The following is a 16,119-nucleotide window of genomic DNA, read 5'->3' as shown; positions in this document are numbered from 1 at the left end:
GGCCGTGTTCCACCGCTCCCGGTGGGGACTGTCCGGTTCCCGGCCGTGGCCAAGATCCACGCGACGGCGCCGGGCGACCGGTGTACCGTTGGTCAACCGCTGCGCGCGGGCTCATCGCAGCGGAAGGGGCGGGCATGTCGACAGGCACCTGCCGGGCGACGATCCGCAGGTCGGGTGGAGTGAGGCGATGACCGAGCCGGCGGCGCTCACCCACGACGCCATGTTCTACGACACCGACGACGAGTTCGTCACCAGGCTGCTCCCGTTCATCCACGAGGGCCTGGCCCAGGGACAGGCCGTCACCGCGGCGGTCACCACGGCGAACATCACACTGCTGCGCGACGCCCTCGGCCACGACGCCACCGCCGTCTCATTCATCGACCGCGATGGCTGGTACCAGCGGCCCGCGAGCACGGTCGCCGGCTGGCGACGGTTGCTCACCGAGGCGTCCGGCCGGGGTCACCGACGCGTCCGGATGATCGGCGAGGTCGCCTTCGGCGCCCAGGAACGCCACACCACCTGGACCCGCTACGAGGCCGCCCTCAACGAGCTGTTCGCCGACGCCCCGGCTTGGATCGTCTGCCCGTACGACAGCCGCACCCTGCCCGCCACCGTGCTCACGGACGCGCGACGTACCCACCCGGCCGTGTTCGACCCCGTGCGCCGCGACAGCGACACCTACCTCCCACCGCGACGGTTCCTCACCGCGGTGCCCGAGCCGATGCCGTCCGTGACCGGTCCCCCGGCGCTGACGATGGTCCTGCACGACACCATGGCACCCGCTCGTCACGCGGTACGCCAGCTGCTGGAGGCCAGTGCGCACCCGGCGCGTCTCGACGACCTCATGATCGTGCTGAGCGAGATCGTCGCCAACGGCCTCCGCCACGGTCGGGGCCACCGCGAACTGCGGCTGTGGTGGCACGCCCCGACCGTGACCTGCGAGGTCAGCGACGCCGGCCCCGGACCTGCCGACCCGCTGCTCGGCTACCTGCCCCCGCCGTCGGGCGTCGGGGTCGGCGGCCGCGGGCTCTGGATCGCGCAACAGCTCTGCGACGCGTTGGCGATCGGGTGCCGTGACGGTGAGAATCGCGTGCGGTTCGCCATCGACCTCCGACGTGCCGATGCGTCGCCACGATCCGTGACACCGGCGGAGCACTCGCAGGCCCGCACCTAGCTCAGGGTCCGGTGGCGCGTGGGGCGTACACGATCGTCCAGGGGTCCGGCACCGCGGGCGTCCGCAGCGCCGCCGGAGCGGCTGCCGCCTCGGCCAGCGTTTCGGTGGCGATGTCGGCGAACCGCTCCGCCGCAGGGTGCGGCGACTGCGCGGGCCACGCGGCGGACGTGGTCCGGACCAGGGGGTGACCGGCGACGGGTCGCCAGACCACGCGCGGCTCCCGGCGGACGGCGCTCTCCGGTTCGAACGCCACACCCCGCCCGGCGAGCACCAGACCGATGAGGAACTCGGGGTTGCGGGCGTGCCGGATCCGTGCCGGTGCGAAACCGTGTTCCCGGCACACGTCCGTGACGTGGTCGTGCCAGCCCGGGGCGGTGACGCGAGGCGGCAGGACGAGGTCGTGGCCGGCGAGGTCGGCGAGAGCCAGTTCGGGCAGCCGGGCCAGGGGCGACACACGCGGCAGCACCACCCCGAGCCGCACCTGTACGGCGGGACCGAACCGCAGGTCCGCCACGTCGACCGGGTGGTGGAGCAGCCCGATGTCGAGCCGGGCGTCGGCGAGCATCCGCAACTGCTCGCCCGTGGTCAGCTCCTGCAGGTCGACGTCGAGCCCCGGCACCCGCTCGGCCAGCCGTCGCAGGAGAGCCTGGAGGGCGACCGCGGGTGTCTCCGGCGGTACGCCGGCGCGCAGCGTACCCAGAGTGCCCTCGTGCACCATCCGCATGAGCGCGCGCATCCGCTCCTCGCCGGCGAGCAGCCCGCGCGCCTGGTCCACCAGCAGCCGACCGGCGGGGCTGACGTCGACCCGGCGCCGGGAACGGTCGAACAGCTCGACGCCCAACTCCCGCTCCAGCCGCTGGATCGCCTGGCTCAGCGGGGGCTGGGCGATGCCGAGCCGCTCGGCGGCCCGGCCGAAGTGCAGTTCCTCGGCCACCACCACGAAGTAGCGCAGGTGCCGGAGAAGATCCACCGGACCGACGATAGCTAGGGTGACGACCATGCTGCCGGGGGACGTCTTCACACGCGTGGGGGTCGACGCGCGCCTGCACGCGGTCGACGTCGACACCGGCCACGAGATCGGCGTGGGCGCGGACGAACAGGTCGTGATCGCGTCCGTGTTCAAGATCCTCCTGGTGCTGGAGTTCGCGCGGCAGGCCGCCGACGGGCAACTGGACCCCACCGAGCGGGTGGTGGTCCGCGCCGAGGACCGGCTCGGCGGCTGGGGTACGGCCGGCTGCGCGGACGACGTGGAACTGTCCCTGCGCGACCTGGCGTACTTCGCCATGTCGGTCAGCGACAACACCGCCGCCGACCTGCTCATGCGCCGGGTCGGCCCGGACCTGCTCCCGCTGCTCGCCACCGAGTTGGGGCTCACCCGCACCCGGGTGATCGGCGGACCTCGGCAACTCCTGGAGTCCATGTTCGCCGACGTCGGGGCGCGCGACGCCGCCGAGTTCGCCCGGATCTTCGCCACGCTTCCCGAGCAGCGGATACGAGCACTCCGGGTGTTCGACCCCGACCGGACCACGTCCAGCACCGCACGGGAGATCACCCGGTTGTTGACCCTGATCTGGCGGGACGAGGCCGGGCCGCCCGCCGCGTGCGCGATGGTCCGCGACCTGATGTCTCGGCAGTTGTTCTGGACGCGGCTGCCGTCCGGCTTCCCGCCGGACGTGCCGGTGGCCGCCAAGACCGGCACCCTGCCGGGGCTGCACATGGAGGCCGGCGTGGTGCGGTACCCGGACGGCGGCCGGTACGCGATCGCGGTGTTCGCCCAGACCCGGCGGTTGGCCACCCGGCGCATCGACGTCGACCTCGCGATGGGGGAAGCCGCCCGGATGGCGGTCGAGGCGCTGCGCGCGATGTGACCACCGCCTCAGCCGGCACCGCCACGGGCCACGGCACGCAGGACCGATATGCCGACGGCTATCACGGGTGCGCCCCGGTCGTCTTGGACGCGTCGCGCCGGGCGGTGGTTGGCTGCCTGCCATGACCGACTCACCACTCGCCCGTCGCCGGTTCCTCGGTACCGCCGCCGGAGCGGCACTGTCCACGGCGGTCGCCACCGTCGCGACCGGGTCCGAAGGGTCCGCCGCGCCACGTCGACGCCGGGCGGCCGGTTCCGGCGCGACGTTCCGCTGGCTGGGGACCTCCGGCTGGCGGATCGACATCGGTACGACGACCGTGCTGGTGGACCCGTACCTGAGCCGCTTCCACACCGGGCTGTTCGACGGGGCGTTCGACCCGGCCACCGAGCTGACCGTCGACACCGCCCGCATCGCCGACATACCGGGCACCCCACGGACGATCCTGGTGACGCACACGCACTGGGACCACTTCAACGACGTACCGCACATCGCGGGTCGCTCCGGCGCCCGGATGTTCGGCACGCTCACCGCGTACCACCTCGGGATGGCGTACGGCCTGCCCACCTCCCAGCTCAGCCCGGTCAAGGGCGGCGAGGTACTGGACTTCGGCGACCACACCGTCGAGGTGGTGGCGTCGCTGCACAGCCGCAACGGCTCGTACTCGATGGCCTTTCCCGGGGTCCGCGTCGCCGTCCCGGCCCGACCGGAGAAGGTCGAGGACCTGCCGGAGGGGGACACCCTCTCGTTCCTGCTGACGCCCCGGGGCGGGCCGTCGGTGTTCTTCATGGGTGCGAGCGACTTCGTCGAACGGAACCTCGCCGGCATCGCCCCGGACGTCGCGATGATCGCGGTGCCGAACACCGACGTCACCCCGGCCTACGTGCCGCGTCTGCTGGCCGCGCTCGACTGGCCGGCCACCGTGGTGCCGGTGCACTGGGACCACTTCGAGGTGGCGCTACGGAACCCGCCGACGGTCACGCCGGGTGACCGGAACCGGCTCGATGCGTTCCTCGCCGCCGTGCGCAGGGTCGCGCCGGGCACCCGGATCCTGGTGCCGGAGTACCTGACGCCGTACACCTTCGCGTAGTACCGGCCGGCTCACCGCGGCGATGTCGGTGGCGCCTGGTTCAATCCCGCCCAACGATCGGGCACGGGACGGAGCGAGGACCAATGGGCACCTGGGGCAGCGGCAACTTCGACGGCGACACGGCCGCCGACCATCTGTCCGACCTGACCGGACGGCTGATCTCCGAGGTCGCCGAGGCGATGTCCGGCGATCCGGTCGGCATCGAGCCCGACGAGTACTGGGGCGTCGCGGTGCCCTGCAATCTGGAGTTGCTCGGGCTCATCGCCGCGCAGGGGTACGTCGGGGCCAGCCTGCCCGCCCCGGAGACGATCGCCGACTGGAAGAGCAGGTACCTGGCCGTCTGGGACCGGACGATCGACGGTCTGGAGCCCGGCGCGGAGTACAAGGAGCAGCGGCGCGCGGTGCTCGTGCGGACCTTCGACCAGCTGAGCGAGCTGGCGAGGCGCTAGGCGGGGCAGGGACAGCCCCACGAGTCGCCGACAGACCTTGACAACGATACACATCTATCTTGTGCTGCTCTGGACGACACCGTCGGCCCGGATGGTGAGGCGGTGGGGACAGAAGGGAGCCAGGTCATGACCCACGGGTGGAGGACGGCGCGGCGGGTGGCCGCGACGGCGGTGAGCGGCATGCTGGCCGCCGCGGGGCTGACGCTCGTTGCGGCAGGTCCGGCGCACGCCGCGGGTGTGCGCGCCCACGTCGTGGACGCCGCCGAGGCCTACCTGGGCAAACCGTACCGGCTGGCCTACGGGTGGACCTGTGGGACGGCGGCGGTCGACTGCGAATGCCTCAACCGGCACGCCATCTGGGACGGCACGTACCGGGCGACCGGCCGGGGCCTCCAGCTCAACTACTGGTTGCAGGGGCAGATCAACCAGGGACGCCGCACCAGCGATCCCCGCCCCGGCGACCTCGTCTTCTGGGACACGGACCCCAACGACGGCATCCGGTACGGCGGCGACCTCGACCACACCGGTGTCTACGTGGGCAACAACAGGGTGATCGACGCCAACGCCTACTACGGGTACGTCAGGTACGACTCGATCACGCTCGGAGGCACGGAGCCTGACCCGATCTTCGTGGATGTCCTCACGCCCAACGGATACTGACCACCCCGATCGGGTGTCCGGCCGGCATGCTCGGGGCGGCTCGCAGCCAGGCGACGACCCAGCGCACCGGGACCGGACGCTCCGGGGTCAGGCAACGATGACGTACAGCCCGTCGCTCGGATCGACCACGGCGTTGAGTCGCGCCCCGACCTTCAGCGCCGGGTGGTCCTTGCACTGCGAGGCGGACCCGAACGGTGCGAACCCGGGCCCACTGATCAGCAGACTCAGCTCGATCCCCTCCTCCTCGCCCAGCGAGGTGGGCCGAATGGCCGTGATCTCGGCGGTCGCGGCGACCCCGACCGTCTCCAGCCGGCGCAGGTCCCGCCGGGCCCGGTCACGAAGCCGCGCCTCGTACCGGACCAGCCCGACGCTCGATGCGGTGACCCCGACCCCGGCGACAGCCATGATCCAACGGTTGGTGGTGGGTTCGTCGGTGGCGAGGAAGGCGGCGGCGCACACCATGAACGGACCGAGGAGCAGCAGCGGGACCTCCAGGACCCGCAGCAGGAGCCGAGCGGATCCGCCGGAGGGCAGGTTCGCCTGGCGCGGCCCCTCGGTGCCGGGCAGGGTGAGCGCGCTCCGGCCGGGCGCGTGTCCCCGCGGCACCGTCGGCATGCCGTCACCCTCACCGAGAGCACCAGCCGACCCAGCGCCGCTCAGCCGCAGAAATCGGGTGCGGGTGCGCCCGTGGCAACGAAGTCGGCGACCGTGACCAGGGTGTCGCCGTCGTCGGCCAGGGCGACCCAGAGCACCTCGTCAGCAGGGATGACACCGGGACGGACGACGAAGACACCGTCGCCGGCGGCGTCGAACGCGTACAGCTCGGGGCGTTGGTCCGGCGACGGCGGGCCGGTCATCGGCGGGTGCGACGGGACGACCGACGGCGCGCCGAGCACGCCGAGGCAGTCGTGGGTCGTGGCGACGAGTTCGATCCGCACGCCCCGGCTCCTCAGGTCGGCCTCGGCCTCGGCCACGTCGTCGGCGTCCGTGCTGTTCATGGTGACCGTCAGGCTGCCGTCGTCGGCGACCTCGATGGCGTAGGCGGGTTGGACCATGGTCAGCCCGGCGAGCGCCGTACCGGTCACCGCCACCATCGCCGCCGCCGCGACCAGCCACGGTTTCCGGCCGGCTTCCGCCCGGGGTGGCAGCTCGGTCCTGAGTTGCGCGAGCAGGCGCTCCTCGAACGTGTTCGTCAGGGCGTCCTCAGGCATGGTTCCTCCTCGGGGGTGTCGACGAGGGCGCGGCGGGCACGGAACAGCCGGGCCCGTGCCGCGCCGGGGCGGATCCGGAGGGCGGCGGCCGCCTCGGTGACCGTGAGACCGTCCACGGCGACCAGTTCGAGGACGGCCCGCTCGGACTCCGGCAACCGTTGCAGCCGCCGGTGCAGCTCCCGGGCGGCCCGGTTGGCGTCGATGCGTTCCTCGAGCCGGCCGATGTCGTCGTCGTCGAGGAGCCGACGACCGGCCACCCGTCGACGCCCGACCGTCTCCCGGGTCCGCCGCCGGGCGTCGTCGACGATGTGGTGGCGGGCGATGCCGTAGAGCCAGGCGATCGGCGTGCCCCGGTCCGGTTCGTACGTCGCCGCCGAGGCGATGACCGCGAAGAACACCTCGGCGGTGATGTCGGCGGCGAGGTGCGGGTCGTCGACGCGGCGCGTGACGAAGTGCAGCACCGTATCGACGTGCGCGCGGTAGAAGGCGGTGAACGCCTCGGGATCGGTCAGCGGGGGCGGGCGACCCATCGGCGGCTCCTCGGTACGGTGGGCGTGTCACCTGTACTTCGTCCCGGAGCCGCGCCGCGTTACGCGCACCGGGAGCCTACGCGGGTGGCCCCGGTCAAATGGTTTGGTGGGTCACCCGGATTGGGCCACGATGGCCCCGTGTCTGACGTCGATGGCTCCACGGATGGCATCACCACCGGGCGTCTGATCCTGCGCGAGCCGACCCCGGCGGACCTGCCGGCGCTGTTCGCGCTGTACGCCGACCCGCTGGTGTGGGGGCCCGATCCACTGAGCCGCCACCACGACACCGGGCAGACCGCTCGGATGATCGAGAACTGGCGCGCGGCGTGGCACCGGGACGGCCTCGGCATCTGGACCGCCTGGCGGGCGGAGCCGGACGGGGACGCCTTCGTCGGGATCGGCGGCTGCTTCGTCCGCTACGGCGTCGCGTGGAACCTCGGCTTCCGCCTCCTCCCCCGGTTCTGGGGGCGGGGCCACGCGCAGGAGATCAGCGCTGCGGCGATCACCGCGGCGCACCGCCTGCGCCCGGACCTGCCGCTGACCGCCTACGTGCTGGAAGGCAACGACCGCTCCCGGCGGGCGGTGGAACGCGTCGGACTGGAATTGGTCTGGCGGGGCCCCGACGCGGGCAACCCCGACGCCTCCGCCGTGCGACTGCTCTACAGCGACCGACCGCTGTCGTCGGAACTGGCGCACACCCTGACCGAGCGCTGAACCCCTGACCCGGCACGACGACGTTCGACACGCTCGTCGGGTCCGCAGAAAAGTACTGGTGGAGGCACCTAGCGGCCGCCGCTTACCCTGATGCCCCGCATCGCAACCGCCGAGACGCTGGAGTCGTCATGTCCTTCACCGCTGCTGTTCGTTCGGTGCTCTCCCAGTACGTCGGGTTCGGAGGGCGGGCCCGCCGCGCCGAGTACTGGTGGTTCGCCCTCTTCTCGCTCCTCGTCGGCCTCGCGGCCTCGATCCTCGACATCGCGCTGGACACCAACATCGGAGAGTCGGTCACCAGTGGCCTCTTCAGCCTGATCGCCAATCTGGTGCTCCTGCTGCCGTCACTGGCGGTCGGGGTACGACGCCTGCACGACACCGACCGTTCCGGTTGGTGGGTTCTGATCGGGCTGATCCCGCTCATCGGTGCGATCGTCCTGGTGGTGTTCTTCGTGCAGGACGGCACACCCGGTCCGAACCGCTTCGGTCCCAGCCCGAAGTACGACGCCACGCCCCGCTGGGCCGTCTGATACGACGATCGTCCCGAACGGGCCGCACCGGTGCCGGGCATTTATTTTCCGTCACCGCGAGCAACCTTCAAAAGCATCGACTGATCTGGATCGACTGGTTAGCGTCGTCGGTACCGTCCGCACCACCGCCCGCCCCGTCCTGGGAGTTCGTGGCGGCCAGAGCAGGGAGGACCGAATCGATGACACTCCTTCGCCCCCGTCGACGCCGACTCGGCGTCGTCGGCATGCTCGCGATCTCGGCCATGGTCGCCGCCACGGCCGGCGTCCCGGCGACCGCCGCACCGGCCGGCGGTGCGATCCTGCGGGCCGGCGGTGCGACCGCCGTCCCGGGTAGCTACCTCGTCGTCCTCCGGGACGGCGCCGTCGGCGGCCCGGCCGGCACCAGCGTCGGCGCCGTGGCGCAGCGGGCCGACGACCTCGCCGACCGGTACGGCGGGACCGTCGGTCACCGCTACGGCCACGCCCTCAACGGGTTCGAGGCACGGCTGTCCGAGCCGGCCGCCCGACGCCTCGCCGCCGATCCGGCGGTCGCCTTCGTCGAGCAGAACCACACCGTGCAGATCATGACCACGCAGCTCAACGCCCCGTGGAACCTCGACCGCATCGACCAGCGGACCACGGCGCTGTCCGGGACGTACAGCTACACCAGCACGGGTCTCGGGTCCACCGCGTACATCATCGACAGCGGCTTCCGGCACACCCACGTCGAGTTCGGCTGGCGGGCCGGGGGCGGCTACGACGCGGTCGACGGCGCGCTGCCCGCCGACGACTGCAACGGCCACGGCACCCACGTCGCCGGCATCGTCGGCGGAAAGACGTACGGCGTGGCCAAGGACGTACGCCTGGTCCCGGTACGCGTGATCAACTGCTTCGGCAGCGGCACGTGGGCCGGAATCATCAGCGGTATCGACTGGGTGACCGCCGACCACGACCCCGGCGAGCCGGCCGCGGCCAATCTCAGCCTCGGCGGCAGTTTCAGCTCCTCGCTCAACACGGCGGTGGCCAACTCCATCGCGGACGGAGTGGTCTACGCGGTCGCCGCCGGCAACAGCAACGCCAACGCCTGCAACTACTCCCCCCAGTCGGTCCGCGAGGCGATCGTGGTCGGGGCCGTCCAGAGCAACGACGTCCGGGCCAGCTTCTCGAACTGGGGTGACTGCGTGGACATCTACGCCCCCGGGGTGAACATCGTCTCGAGCTGGCACAGCGGTGACACCGTGACGAACCTCGCGAGCGGCACGTCGATGGCGGCACCCCACGTCACCGGCGCGGCCGCCCGCGTGCTCCAGAACAACCCGACCTGGACGCCGGCCCAGGTGGCGGCGTACCTGATCGCCCAGGCGACCCTGGTGAACAACCTGCGCCTGCTCTACATGGATCCGCTGACCTGACCCGCCCCGATTCCGTCCGACCGGTGCCCGGCGGCAGCGCCTCAGGTCACTCCCACTCCTTGTAATAGGACGTCAGGGCCTGCCGCAGCGGGTCGTGCAGATCCTCGTCCAGCACGTCGTCGATCTCGACCAGCAGCTCCGACGGCGGCGTGAAGGTCGGGTGCAGCTTGTCGGCGATGCTGCGGTACGTCGCCCGCAGGTTCGACGAGAGGATCCTGGGCCACTCCCCGTTGACGGTCCACGATCTCGTCACGGGTACCGGTCGGCAGGGGTGGGCGGACCGGCACGAAGTCCCGCAGTGCCGGGTGCGCCTCGCGGCCGCCGAGCATGTCGGCCATCTGCTGCGCGAGCAGCGGCGACTGGTGCAGGCCGTCGCGGTAGGTGCCGGTCGCCATCCAGACGTTGGCCGTCCCGTCGAGCCGCCCGAAGAGTGGAAAGCCGTCGGCGGGAATGGGCCGGTTGCCCACCTGGAGCTTCTGGAGGGAGGCGTCGTCCAGCCCGGTGTGCAGCTGGTCCATGGCGCACTCGATGAGGAACTTCAGGTCACTGAGCAGCGCGTACTTCCGGGGCTCGTAGGAGATGATGTTCGTGGCGCCGACGTACAGGCTGCCGTCCGACCGCGGCACACAGTGCAGGCCACAGGCGAAGGAGCGGTTCGGTGTCCGGAGCACGGAATCGGGCACCCGGCCGTCCTCGGTCTCGACGACCACCACCCGCTCGTAGGGCTCGTCGTAGGTCCTCAGGGCCGACTCGATGGCCTCACCTCGCCGAAGCAGCCCAGCATGGCGCCGGACGCCGTCGACGCCGCGTACTTCCGGTTCGGTTCGCCGATGCGGGCGACGCGGGCCCCCCGGCGCGACAGCTCGAAGGCGATGGAGGAGCCGACGACTCCGTTCCCGACTACCACCACGTCGTAGTGACCACTAGATGACATCAGCTTCCCCTGTCCCCTCAGGCTGTGTGTCCCGGACGTCAACTCTGGTTCGCCATCGCCGACTTTCGCCGTGGCACGTCGTCGGGCGGGGTGGCCGGCGTCGCGGCTCTAGTCCAGCAGCCAGGTGCGCAGCTGCGCGCCGTACGGGGTCAGCGTGACCACCGTGACCGACGCGCACAGCAGCGTGCCGACCAGAAGACCCACGAACCGGTCCCGTTCCGTGGCCGCTGTCCTCCCGGCGAGCCGGACGAGCCGGGCCACCCCGACGACGACGCCGACGAGCCCCAGCACGGTGACCCCGGAGAGCACCACGAGAACCCTGCTGACCACGAGGATCCACAGGAGCGGGTTCCACGCCGCGAGGAAGGGCGGTTGCCAGTCCTTGGGGTCGCCGTAGCGTTCGAGGCGGGGGTCGGCCAATCCGGCCCAGTCGCCCGTGCCGGCAGCGGCGGCGAGAAGCGGGTAGACCGCGCCGACCAGGAACACCACCACCGTGGCGTACTGGAACAGCAGGGTCCGACCTCCCGGGCGACGGGGCACGGCCGTGACAGGCGGCTGCTCGTCCATTCTCGACACCGTACCCACCGGGGATGGTGCTGCGCCGGGCCGGGCGGACGCGTTGCGTCGCCCACCGTCCTTGCGTACCGTTCTGCACGAGCCGGGTCGTCCTGTGACGTCCCCCATCGGGCCGACCGACGACCGTCCGGGGCAACGCGTCGTCGGGCCCGTACGCCTGCGATCCGGCCATTCCCCGGTCTCGGGCCTCCCCCATTCGAGGTAGGTCATGAAGAAGCGACTCATCCTTTTCGGTGCCGCGTTGCTGACGCTGGTCAGCTCCGTCCTGATGTTCGTGTCCCCCGCCCACGCGGCCGTCGGCCTGCACGTCGAGAACGGCACCATCGTCGAGGCCAACGGCCAACCGTTCGTCATGCGCGGGGTGAACCACCCGCACGTCTGGTACACCGGCCGGACCGACTCGTTCGCCGACGTCAAGGCGCTCGGCGCGAACACCGTCCGGGTGGTGCTCGGCACCGGCAAGCGCTGGGGCCCGTCGCACGACGTGGCCCAGGTGATCTCGCTGTGCAAGGAGAACCGGCTGATCTGCGTCCTGGAGGTGCACGACACCACCGGATACGGCGAGGAGGGCGCCGCCGCCTCGCTCGACGAGGCGGTCGACTACTGGATCAGCCAGAAGAGCGCGCTGGTCGGCGAGGAGGACTACGTCGTCGTCAACCTCGGCAACGAGCCGATCGGCAACGTCGACGCCGCCCAGTGGACGGACGCGACGGTCGCCGCGATCCGGAAGATGCGGGCCAACGGTTTCGCGCACCTGCTGATGGTCGACGGCCCGAACTGGGGCCAGGACTGGCAGCACGTCATGCGGGACAACGCCCGGACCGTCCTCGACGCCGACAGCCAGCACAACACCGTGCTGTCGATCCACATGTACGCCGTGTTCAACACCGCCGCCAGCATCGTCGACTACCTCGACCGGTTCGAGGCCAACGGCTGGCCCCTGGTCATCGGGGAGTTCGGCTGGCGGTTCCGGGACGGCGAGGTCGACCACGAGGCCCTGCTCGCCGAGGCGGACGCCCGTGGCCTCGGCTACCTCGGGTGGTCCTGGAGCGGTAACACCGACCCGGTCCTGGACATGGCCGTGAACTTCGACCCCGCGCAGCTGACCACCTGGGGTGAACGCATCTTCAACGGCGCCCACGGGATCAGGGCCACCGCCCGGGAGGCCACCGTCTTCGGCGGCGCAACGCCGACCACCCCGCCGACCACCACCCCGCCCCCCACCAGCCCGACGCCCACGCTGCCGCCGCCGAACCGGTGCGCCGCCACGTACTCGGTCGTCGGGCAGTGGCAGGGCGGCTTCCAGGGTGAGGTGACGGTGACCGCCGGCACCTCGGCGATCCGGGACTGGACGGTCGTCTGGACCTTCGCCGACGGGCAGACCGTCGCGCAGTCCTGGAACGCGACGGTCACCAGCAGCGGGCCGACGGTGGTCGCCCGCAACATGGCCTACAACGGCTCACTCGGGGCCGGGGCCAGCACCACCTTCGGGTTCATCGGGGCGGGCAACGGCACCAACAGCAGGCCGACGCTCTCCTGCACCGCGACCTGACCCGACCGGGGCGTCCCGTCGACCGGCCCGCCCGTCACGCGGGCCGGCCGGCGGGCAGCGGGGCGGCGACGACGCGCAGCTCACAGCTGTGTCGACGGCCGTCCGCGTCGGTGAACCAGAGCTGCCCGGGATCCGGGAGCATCTCGGTCACGGCGACCTCGGCGCAGGCACCGCCGGTCCGCTGCGCGCGGCGGGCCGCGCGGCACAGCACCTCCACCGACGCGAGGCTGGCCAGGTCCACGTGCACCGGCTTCCGCTCCCCCGTGCACCGGACGAAGACGTGCCGGGGCAGGCCGTGCCGGCCCGCCCACGCCCGGAGCCGCCGGAAGCGACGCGGCTCGTCCAGGTCACCGGCGAAGTCCACGGCGGCGGCGGGGAACGTCCACGACTCCCGGCTGACCACCAGCCGGTCGATGGTCACCCGGGGCCGGTGCGGCGCCGGGGAGAGCAGCCGGAAGTGGGGCATCAGGTTCGCGGCGACCAGGTCCGCGAAGACCTCCAGCAGGTCGTGGCAGGCGCCGTCGGCGCGACGGCGGACGAGCAGGCGGCCGTCCCGGTCGACCACGTCGCAACCGCCGACCACCAGGTCGTGGCCGGGATCGTGGCCGCAGGTGTCAGGGGCGAAGACCAGCCGCTGGTCCTCTGGGGCGAGCAGTCGGGGCGAGAAGCGGGTGGCGCTGCCGCCCTGACCGCCGGTGGCACCGATCCGGACGACCCCACCGGGCAGGTCCGCGGCCATGGCCCGGGCCAGCTCGGCCGGGTCGGGGTGGCAGTCGACCCAGCTGGCGTAGCGCATGGTGTGGTAGCCGGGGTGCAGCTCGCCGAGGACCCAGTCGACGTCACCGGCGGCGATCGCCGCCAGGTCCGGCGCGGCGATCATCAGGTCCGGGCTGTGCTGGGCCGCCGCCGGCCAGCCGGACGGGCCGGCGGGGAAGGCGGCGGCTGCTGCGGTGCGCAGGTCGGCGGCGGCCCGCCACACCCGCCGCTCGTCACCGGGCGCGAGCAGCCGTTCCCACCGGTGGTGCAGGGCGCGGGTCAGCGGCCGGACGACCGGCCCGGGGTCGTCGATCAGGAGGCCCCGAGCGGCGAGCCACAGCTCGGCCAGGGGCACCGGCGCCCCGGCCCGCCCGGCCGCGAGCTGGTCGAAGAGGGCGCGCAGCGCCCGCCGGTAGAGCGCCGCACCGGCTGCGGTGTACCAGCGGGCGCTCTCCAGCAGCAGGGTCAGCGGTGCGGCGAGGGTGTCCAGCGCCGCCCGGCCGAGCCGGATCGAGTCCGGTCGGCGGCACTCCTCGAAGACGAGGGTCCGGCCGGCGTAGAGCTGACCGGCCTCGCGGACCGGGGCCTCGCCGGTGAGTTCGGTGAACGTCGCACCGAGCCCGGCCAGGGCGTCACGGACCGCCGTGGCGTCGCCGCGTGCCGCCGCCACGGTCGCCGCCGCCGAGGTCAGCCGGTCGAGGGCGGCCAGCGCGGGTGCGCGTACCGCCGGGTCGTCGACGGCGGTGACGACGGTCCGCATGGTGGCGGCGGCGCGCAGGTCGTCTGGAGCGGTCTCCAGGGTCCACTCGATCCGGCCGTCGCCGTGCAGCCGGTCCAGGGCGGACCGGACCCGCGCCGGGTCCGAGGTCGGTGCGGTCGGGTCGGCGCAGACCGCCGCGACGACCTGCCGGGCGGTCCGGTCCGGACGCAGGGCCCGCAGGACGGCCGCCTGCACCGGGTCCAGCGGCACCGGATCGGCCAGCGGCACCCGCAGCGTGTCCCCGTCGACGTCGAGCAGGGGCAGCAGTCGGGGAACCAGCCAGGGACGCAGTGGCGGGGCGAGCGCGCGCCCGAGCGCGGCCAGCGCCCAGCCCTCCAGGTAGAGGGTGCGGTCGCCGGTGGTGCCGTCGTGTACGGCCCGGACCGGAACCGTCTGCTCCGGGTCGATCCGGGCCCAGCGCAGCGGGCCGAAGAAGCCGATCGTGTCGTTCTTCGCGCAGTACCGGTGCAGGTAGCTCGTGACCAGCGCCTCGGTCTTGCGGTGCCGGCCGGTGCGCGGCACGGTCTCCGGGTCGCGGCGCAGCAGGGTGTCGAAGCCGGTGTCCAGCGCGCCGGGATTCTGCCAGGCGACGGCCTCGCGGACCCCCGGGTCCGCGGCGACACCGTGCAGCGCCCGCGCGAGGTTCCGCTCGGCGCGGCGGAACCGGGCCCGGTAGGCGTCGTCGTCGCCCCCCGCGTTGACCGCGTCGGCGAGCGCGGCCAGGTCCGGGTCGGCCAGGGGTTCGAGCAGGTCGACGGGGAAACCGGCGGCCCGGACGCAGAACCAGCGCCACAGGCCCCACCCGCCGCCGAGCGGCACCAGGTGCGCGGGCATCAGCCGGCCAGGACCGCGGTCACCAGGTGGTCGGTGTCGGAGCCACGGAGCAGGTGCTGACGTACGTCGGTGAAGCCGGTCTCGTGCAGCAGCGTGGCCAGCTCGTCGTGGGTGTACGCCCGACCGCCCTGGGTGTGGAAGAGGTTCAGGCTGAACATCCGCACGAACGCCTCCCCCGGTCCGGCCGGCCGGTCCGGCACCTCGGCCAGCGGTTCGAGCAGGACCACCTGACCACCGGGGCGCAGCGCGGCGGCGGACCGGCGCAGCAGGGTGCGCACCGCGTCCCGCTGGTAGCCGTGCACGATGTTGAAGAGGAGCACCAGGTCGTGGCCGGTGCCGAAATCGGCCTCGAAGAGGTCTCCCGGGCGCAGGGTGACCCGGTCGCCCAGGCCGGCGGCGGCGACGGTCCGCGCGCCCTGGGCGAGTGCCCCGTCGAGGTCCACCACGGTGGCCCGCAGCTGCGGGTGGGCGGTGAGGAAGGCGACCGGGTAGGCGGCGTGGCCGCCGCCGACGTCGAGCAGGCTGCGGGCTCCGGGCGGCAGCGGCACCAGCTCGACGATCTCCGGGCCGAGCACGTCGGCGAGGCCGCGCAGCATGGTGTGGAAGTCGGCGAGGGCCTCCGGCTGCTTCTCCAGCCAGGCGTAGAAGTCACCGGTGGGGCCGCCCACGCGGATCGAGGACTCCAGGTCCTGCCACCAGCCGGTCAGCACCGTCGACCAGAAGGAGAGCGCCGGGGCGAAACTGCCCGGCGTGTCGCGCAGCAGCCAGCGGGCCGCGTTGGCGCTGTTGGCGTACTGCCCGTCGGCGCGGGTGAGGTAACCGAAGCCGGCCAGCGCGTCGAGCAGGATCCGCAGGCCCAGCGGGTCGGTGCCGGTGCGGGTGGCGAGCCGGTCGACCGGCAGCGGGCCGTCGGCCAGCGCCTCGAACACCCCCAGCCGCAGGCCGGCGGCGGCGCTGCGGAAGGAGACCGCGTCGAGCAGGTCGAGGTACGCGGCGGGGGCGGCGTCGGATTCGAGGAACAGGTGGGCCTCGTCCGGGCTCAACGGCACCGGCATGGCGGGACGCTCCTTCGGTCGGGTCGGGTACGGGAGGACGG

At 72.6% G+C, this 16,119-nt stretch carries 18 protein-coding genes; 9 read left to right on the top strand and 9 right to left on the bottom strand.

Features of this window, described 5'->3' with window-relative positions; genetic code table 11:
• The first annotated feature begins 187 nt into the window (after positions 1 to 187).
• On the top strand, positions 188 to 1,174 hold the full coding sequence (locus IGA62_RS25340; RefSeq protein WP_145818537.1) for a sensor histidine kinase: 987 nt from the start codon (positions 188 to 190) through the stop codon (positions 1,172 to 1,174).
• A 1-nt stretch (position 1,175) separates the two neighbouring features.
• Here the strand turns inward: IGA62_RS25340 and IGA62_RS25335 are convergent, their stop codons facing one another.
• Complete coding sequence (locus IGA62_RS25335; RefSeq protein WP_145818538.1) at positions 1,176 to 2,144, bottom strand: LysR family transcriptional regulator; 969 nt, start codon at positions 2,142 to 2,144, stop codon at positions 1,176 to 1,178.
• A 28-nt stretch (positions 2,145 to 2,172) separates the two neighbouring features.
• Between IGA62_RS25335 and IGA62_RS25330 the strand changes: the two genes are divergently transcribed.
• The 4 genes from IGA62_RS25330 (at position 2,173) to IGA62_RS25315 (ending at position 5,238) form a co-directional block, all read left to right on the top strand.
• A complete protein-coding gene (locus IGA62_RS25330) occupies positions 2,173 to 3,042 on the top strand; it encodes a serine hydrolase (RefSeq protein WP_145822015.1) in 870 nt (289 codons plus the stop codon).
• 121 nt (positions 3,043 to 3,163) lie between these two features.
• Positions 3,164 to 4,129, top strand: a complete 966-nt coding sequence (locus IGA62_RS25325; protein ID WP_145818539.1) for an MBL fold metallo-hydrolase — start codon at positions 3,164 to 3,166, stop codon at positions 4,127 to 4,129.
• Between the two features lie 83 nt (positions 4,130 to 4,212).
• Entirely contained in the window at positions 4,213 to 4,578 is a 366-nt protein-coding gene (locus IGA62_RS25320) for a DUF4259 domain-containing protein (protein ID WP_145818540.1), read from the top strand.
• Between the two features lie 126 nt (positions 4,579 to 4,704).
• Positions 4,705 to 5,238, top strand: coding sequence for a C40 family peptidase (locus tag IGA62_RS25315; RefSeq protein ID WP_145818541.1), 534 nt, complete (start codon positions 4,705 to 4,707; stop codon positions 5,236 to 5,238).
• 87 nt (positions 5,239 to 5,325) lie between these two features.
• Here IGA62_RS25315 and IGA62_RS25310 read toward each other — a convergent pair whose 3' ends face one another.
• The 3 genes from IGA62_RS25310 to IGA62_RS25300 are packed head-to-tail and all read right to left on the bottom strand — an operon-like array spanning position 5,326 to position 6,979.
• The gene (locus IGA62_RS25310; protein WP_145818542.1) at positions 5,326 to 5,853 is read right to left on the bottom strand and encodes a hypothetical protein; all 528 of its coding nucleotides are present in this window, start codon (positions 5,851 to 5,853) and stop codon (positions 5,326 to 5,328) included.
• Positions 5,854 to 5,894: 41 nt separating this feature from the next.
• Positions 5,895 to 6,449, bottom strand: coding sequence for a hypothetical protein (locus IGA62_RS25305; protein WP_145818543.1), 555 nt, complete (start codon positions 6,447 to 6,449; stop codon positions 5,895 to 5,897).
• Positions 6,431 to 6,979, bottom strand: coding sequence for an RNA polymerase sigma factor (locus IGA62_RS25300; RefSeq protein WP_145818544.1), 549 nt, complete (start codon positions 6,977 to 6,979; stop codon positions 6,431 to 6,433). Before IGA62_RS25300 ends, IGA62_RS25305 begins: the two co-directional genes overlap by 19 nt.
• Positions 6,980 to 7,117: 138 nt before the next feature.
• On the opposite strand from IGA62_RS25300, the gene IGA62_RS25295 reads away from it, so the two are divergent.
• The 3 genes from IGA62_RS25295 (at position 7,118) to IGA62_RS25285 (ending at position 9,611) form a co-directional block, all read left to right on the top strand.
• Positions 7,118 to 7,693 carry a GNAT family N-acetyltransferase gene (locus IGA62_RS25295; RefSeq protein WP_198501111.1) on the top strand — a complete coding sequence of 192 codons (576 nt, stop codon included), beginning with the start codon at positions 7,118 to 7,120 and terminating at the stop codon, positions 7,691 to 7,693.
• A gap of 128 nt (positions 7,694 to 7,821) precedes the next feature.
• Positions 7,822 to 8,220, top strand: a complete 399-nt coding sequence (locus tag IGA62_RS25290; protein ID WP_145818545.1) for a DUF805 domain-containing protein — start codon at positions 7,822 to 7,824, stop codon at positions 8,218 to 8,220.
• A 179-nt stretch (positions 8,221 to 8,399) separates the two neighbouring features.
• Entirely contained in the window at positions 8,400 to 9,611 is a 1,212-nt protein-coding gene (locus tag IGA62_RS25285; RefSeq protein WP_145818546.1) for a S8 family peptidase, read from the top strand.
• Between the two features lie 41 nt (positions 9,612 to 9,652).
• Here the strand turns inward: IGA62_RS25285 and IGA62_RS25280 are convergent, their stop codons facing one another.
• From IGA62_RS25280 to IGA62_RS25275, 3 genes are all read right to left on the bottom strand, one after another.
• Entirely contained in the window at positions 9,653 to 10,321 is a 669-nt protein-coding gene (locus IGA62_RS25280) for an FAD-dependent oxidoreductase (protein ID WP_198501110.1), read from the bottom strand.
• A 29-nt stretch (positions 10,322 to 10,350) separates the two neighbouring features.
• A complete protein-coding gene (locus tag IGA62_RS31000; protein ID WP_377464279.1) occupies positions 10,351 to 10,545 on the bottom strand; it encodes an FAD-dependent oxidoreductase in 195 nt (64 codons plus the stop codon).
• A gap of 108 nt (positions 10,546 to 10,653) precedes the next feature.
• Entirely contained in the window at positions 10,654 to 11,112 is a 459-nt protein-coding gene (locus tag IGA62_RS25275; RefSeq protein ID WP_145818547.1) for a hypothetical protein, read from the bottom strand.
• Positions 11,113 to 11,329: 217 nt separating this feature from the next.
• Here IGA62_RS25275 and IGA62_RS25270 point away from each other — a divergent pair, with 217 nt between their 5' ends.
• Entirely contained in the window at positions 11,330 to 12,673 is a 1,344-nt protein-coding gene (locus tag IGA62_RS25270; RefSeq protein ID WP_145818548.1) for a cellulase family glycosylhydrolase, read from the top strand.
• Positions 12,674 to 12,707: 34 nt separating this feature from the next.
• On the opposite strand, the gene IGA62_RS25265 is transcribed toward IGA62_RS25270, so the two are convergent.
• A complete protein-coding gene (locus IGA62_RS25265) occupies positions 12,708 to 15,023 on the bottom strand; it encodes a lantibiotic dehydratase (RefSeq protein WP_232624768.1) in 2,316 nt (771 codons plus the stop codon).
• The gene (locus IGA62_RS25260; RefSeq protein WP_145818550.1) at positions 15,023 to 16,078 is read right to left on the bottom strand and encodes a methyltransferase; all 1,056 of its coding nucleotides are present in this window, start codon (positions 16,076 to 16,078) and stop codon (positions 15,023 to 15,025) included. The genes IGA62_RS25265 and IGA62_RS25260 overlap by 1 nt, the downstream gene beginning before the upstream one ends.
• Between the last annotated feature and the right edge of the window lie 41 nt (positions 16,079 to 16,119).

Origin of the sequence: Micromonospora sagamiensis (assembly GCF_014680085.1) — a bacterium.
Lineage (GTDB): Bacteria > Actinomycetota > Actinomycetes > Mycobacteriales > Micromonosporaceae > Micromonospora > Micromonospora inyonensis.
This window is presented reverse-complemented; position numbering and strand designations above follow the sequence as displayed.

Coding starts and splice junctions, on each gene's coding strand:
- IGA62_RS25340 (WP_145818537.1), top strand. CDS start 188: ATGACCGAGCCGGCGGCGCTCACCCACGACGCCATGTTCTACGACACC.
- IGA62_RS25330 (WP_145822015.1), top strand. CDS start 2,173: ATGCTGCCGGGGGACGTCTTCACACGCGTGGGGGTCGACGCGCGCCTG.
- IGA62_RS25325 (WP_145818539.1), top strand. CDS start 3,164: ATGACCGACTCACCACTCGCCCGTCGCCGGTTCCTCGGTACCGCCGCC.
- IGA62_RS25320 (WP_145818540.1), top strand. CDS start 4,213: ATGGGCACCTGGGGCAGCGGCAACTTCGACGGCGACACGGCCGCCGAC.
- IGA62_RS25315 (WP_145818541.1), top strand. CDS start 4,705: ATGACCCACGGGTGGAGGACGGCGCGGCGGGTGGCCGCGACGGCGGTG.
- IGA62_RS25310 (WP_145818542.1), bottom strand. CDS start 5,853: ATGCCGACGGTGCCGCGGGGACACGCGCCCGGCCGGAGCGCGCTCACC.
- IGA62_RS25305 (WP_145818543.1), bottom strand. CDS start 6,449: ATGCCTGAGGACGCCCTGACGAACACGTTCGAGGAGCGCCTGCTCGCG.
- IGA62_RS25300 (WP_145818544.1), bottom strand. CDS start 6,979: ATGGGTCGCCCGCCCCCGCTGACCGATCCCGAGGCGTTCACCGCCTTC.
- IGA62_RS25290 (WP_145818545.1), top strand. CDS start 7,822: ATGTCCTTCACCGCTGCTGTTCGTTCGGTGCTCTCCCAGTACGTCGGG.
- IGA62_RS25285 (WP_145818546.1), top strand. CDS start 8,400: ATGACACTCCTTCGCCCCCGTCGACGCCGACTCGGCGTCGTCGGCATG.
- IGA62_RS31000 (WP_377464279.1), bottom strand. CDS start 10,545: ATGTCATCTAGTGGTCACTACGACGTGGTGGTAGTCGGGAACGGAGTC.
- IGA62_RS25275 (WP_145818547.1), bottom strand. CDS start 11,112: ATGGACGAGCAGCCGCCTGTCACGGCCGTGCCCCGTCGCCCGGGAGGT.
- IGA62_RS25270 (WP_145818548.1), top strand. CDS start 11,330: ATGAAGAAGCGACTCATCCTTTTCGGTGCCGCGTTGCTGACGCTGGTC.
- IGA62_RS25265 (WP_232624768.1), bottom strand. CDS start 15,023: ATGCCCGCGCACCTGGTGCCGCTCGGCGGCGGGTGGGGCCTGTGGCGC.
- IGA62_RS25260 (WP_145818550.1), bottom strand. CDS start 16,078: ATGCCGGTGCCGTTGAGCCCGGACGAGGCCCACCTGTTCCTCGAATCC.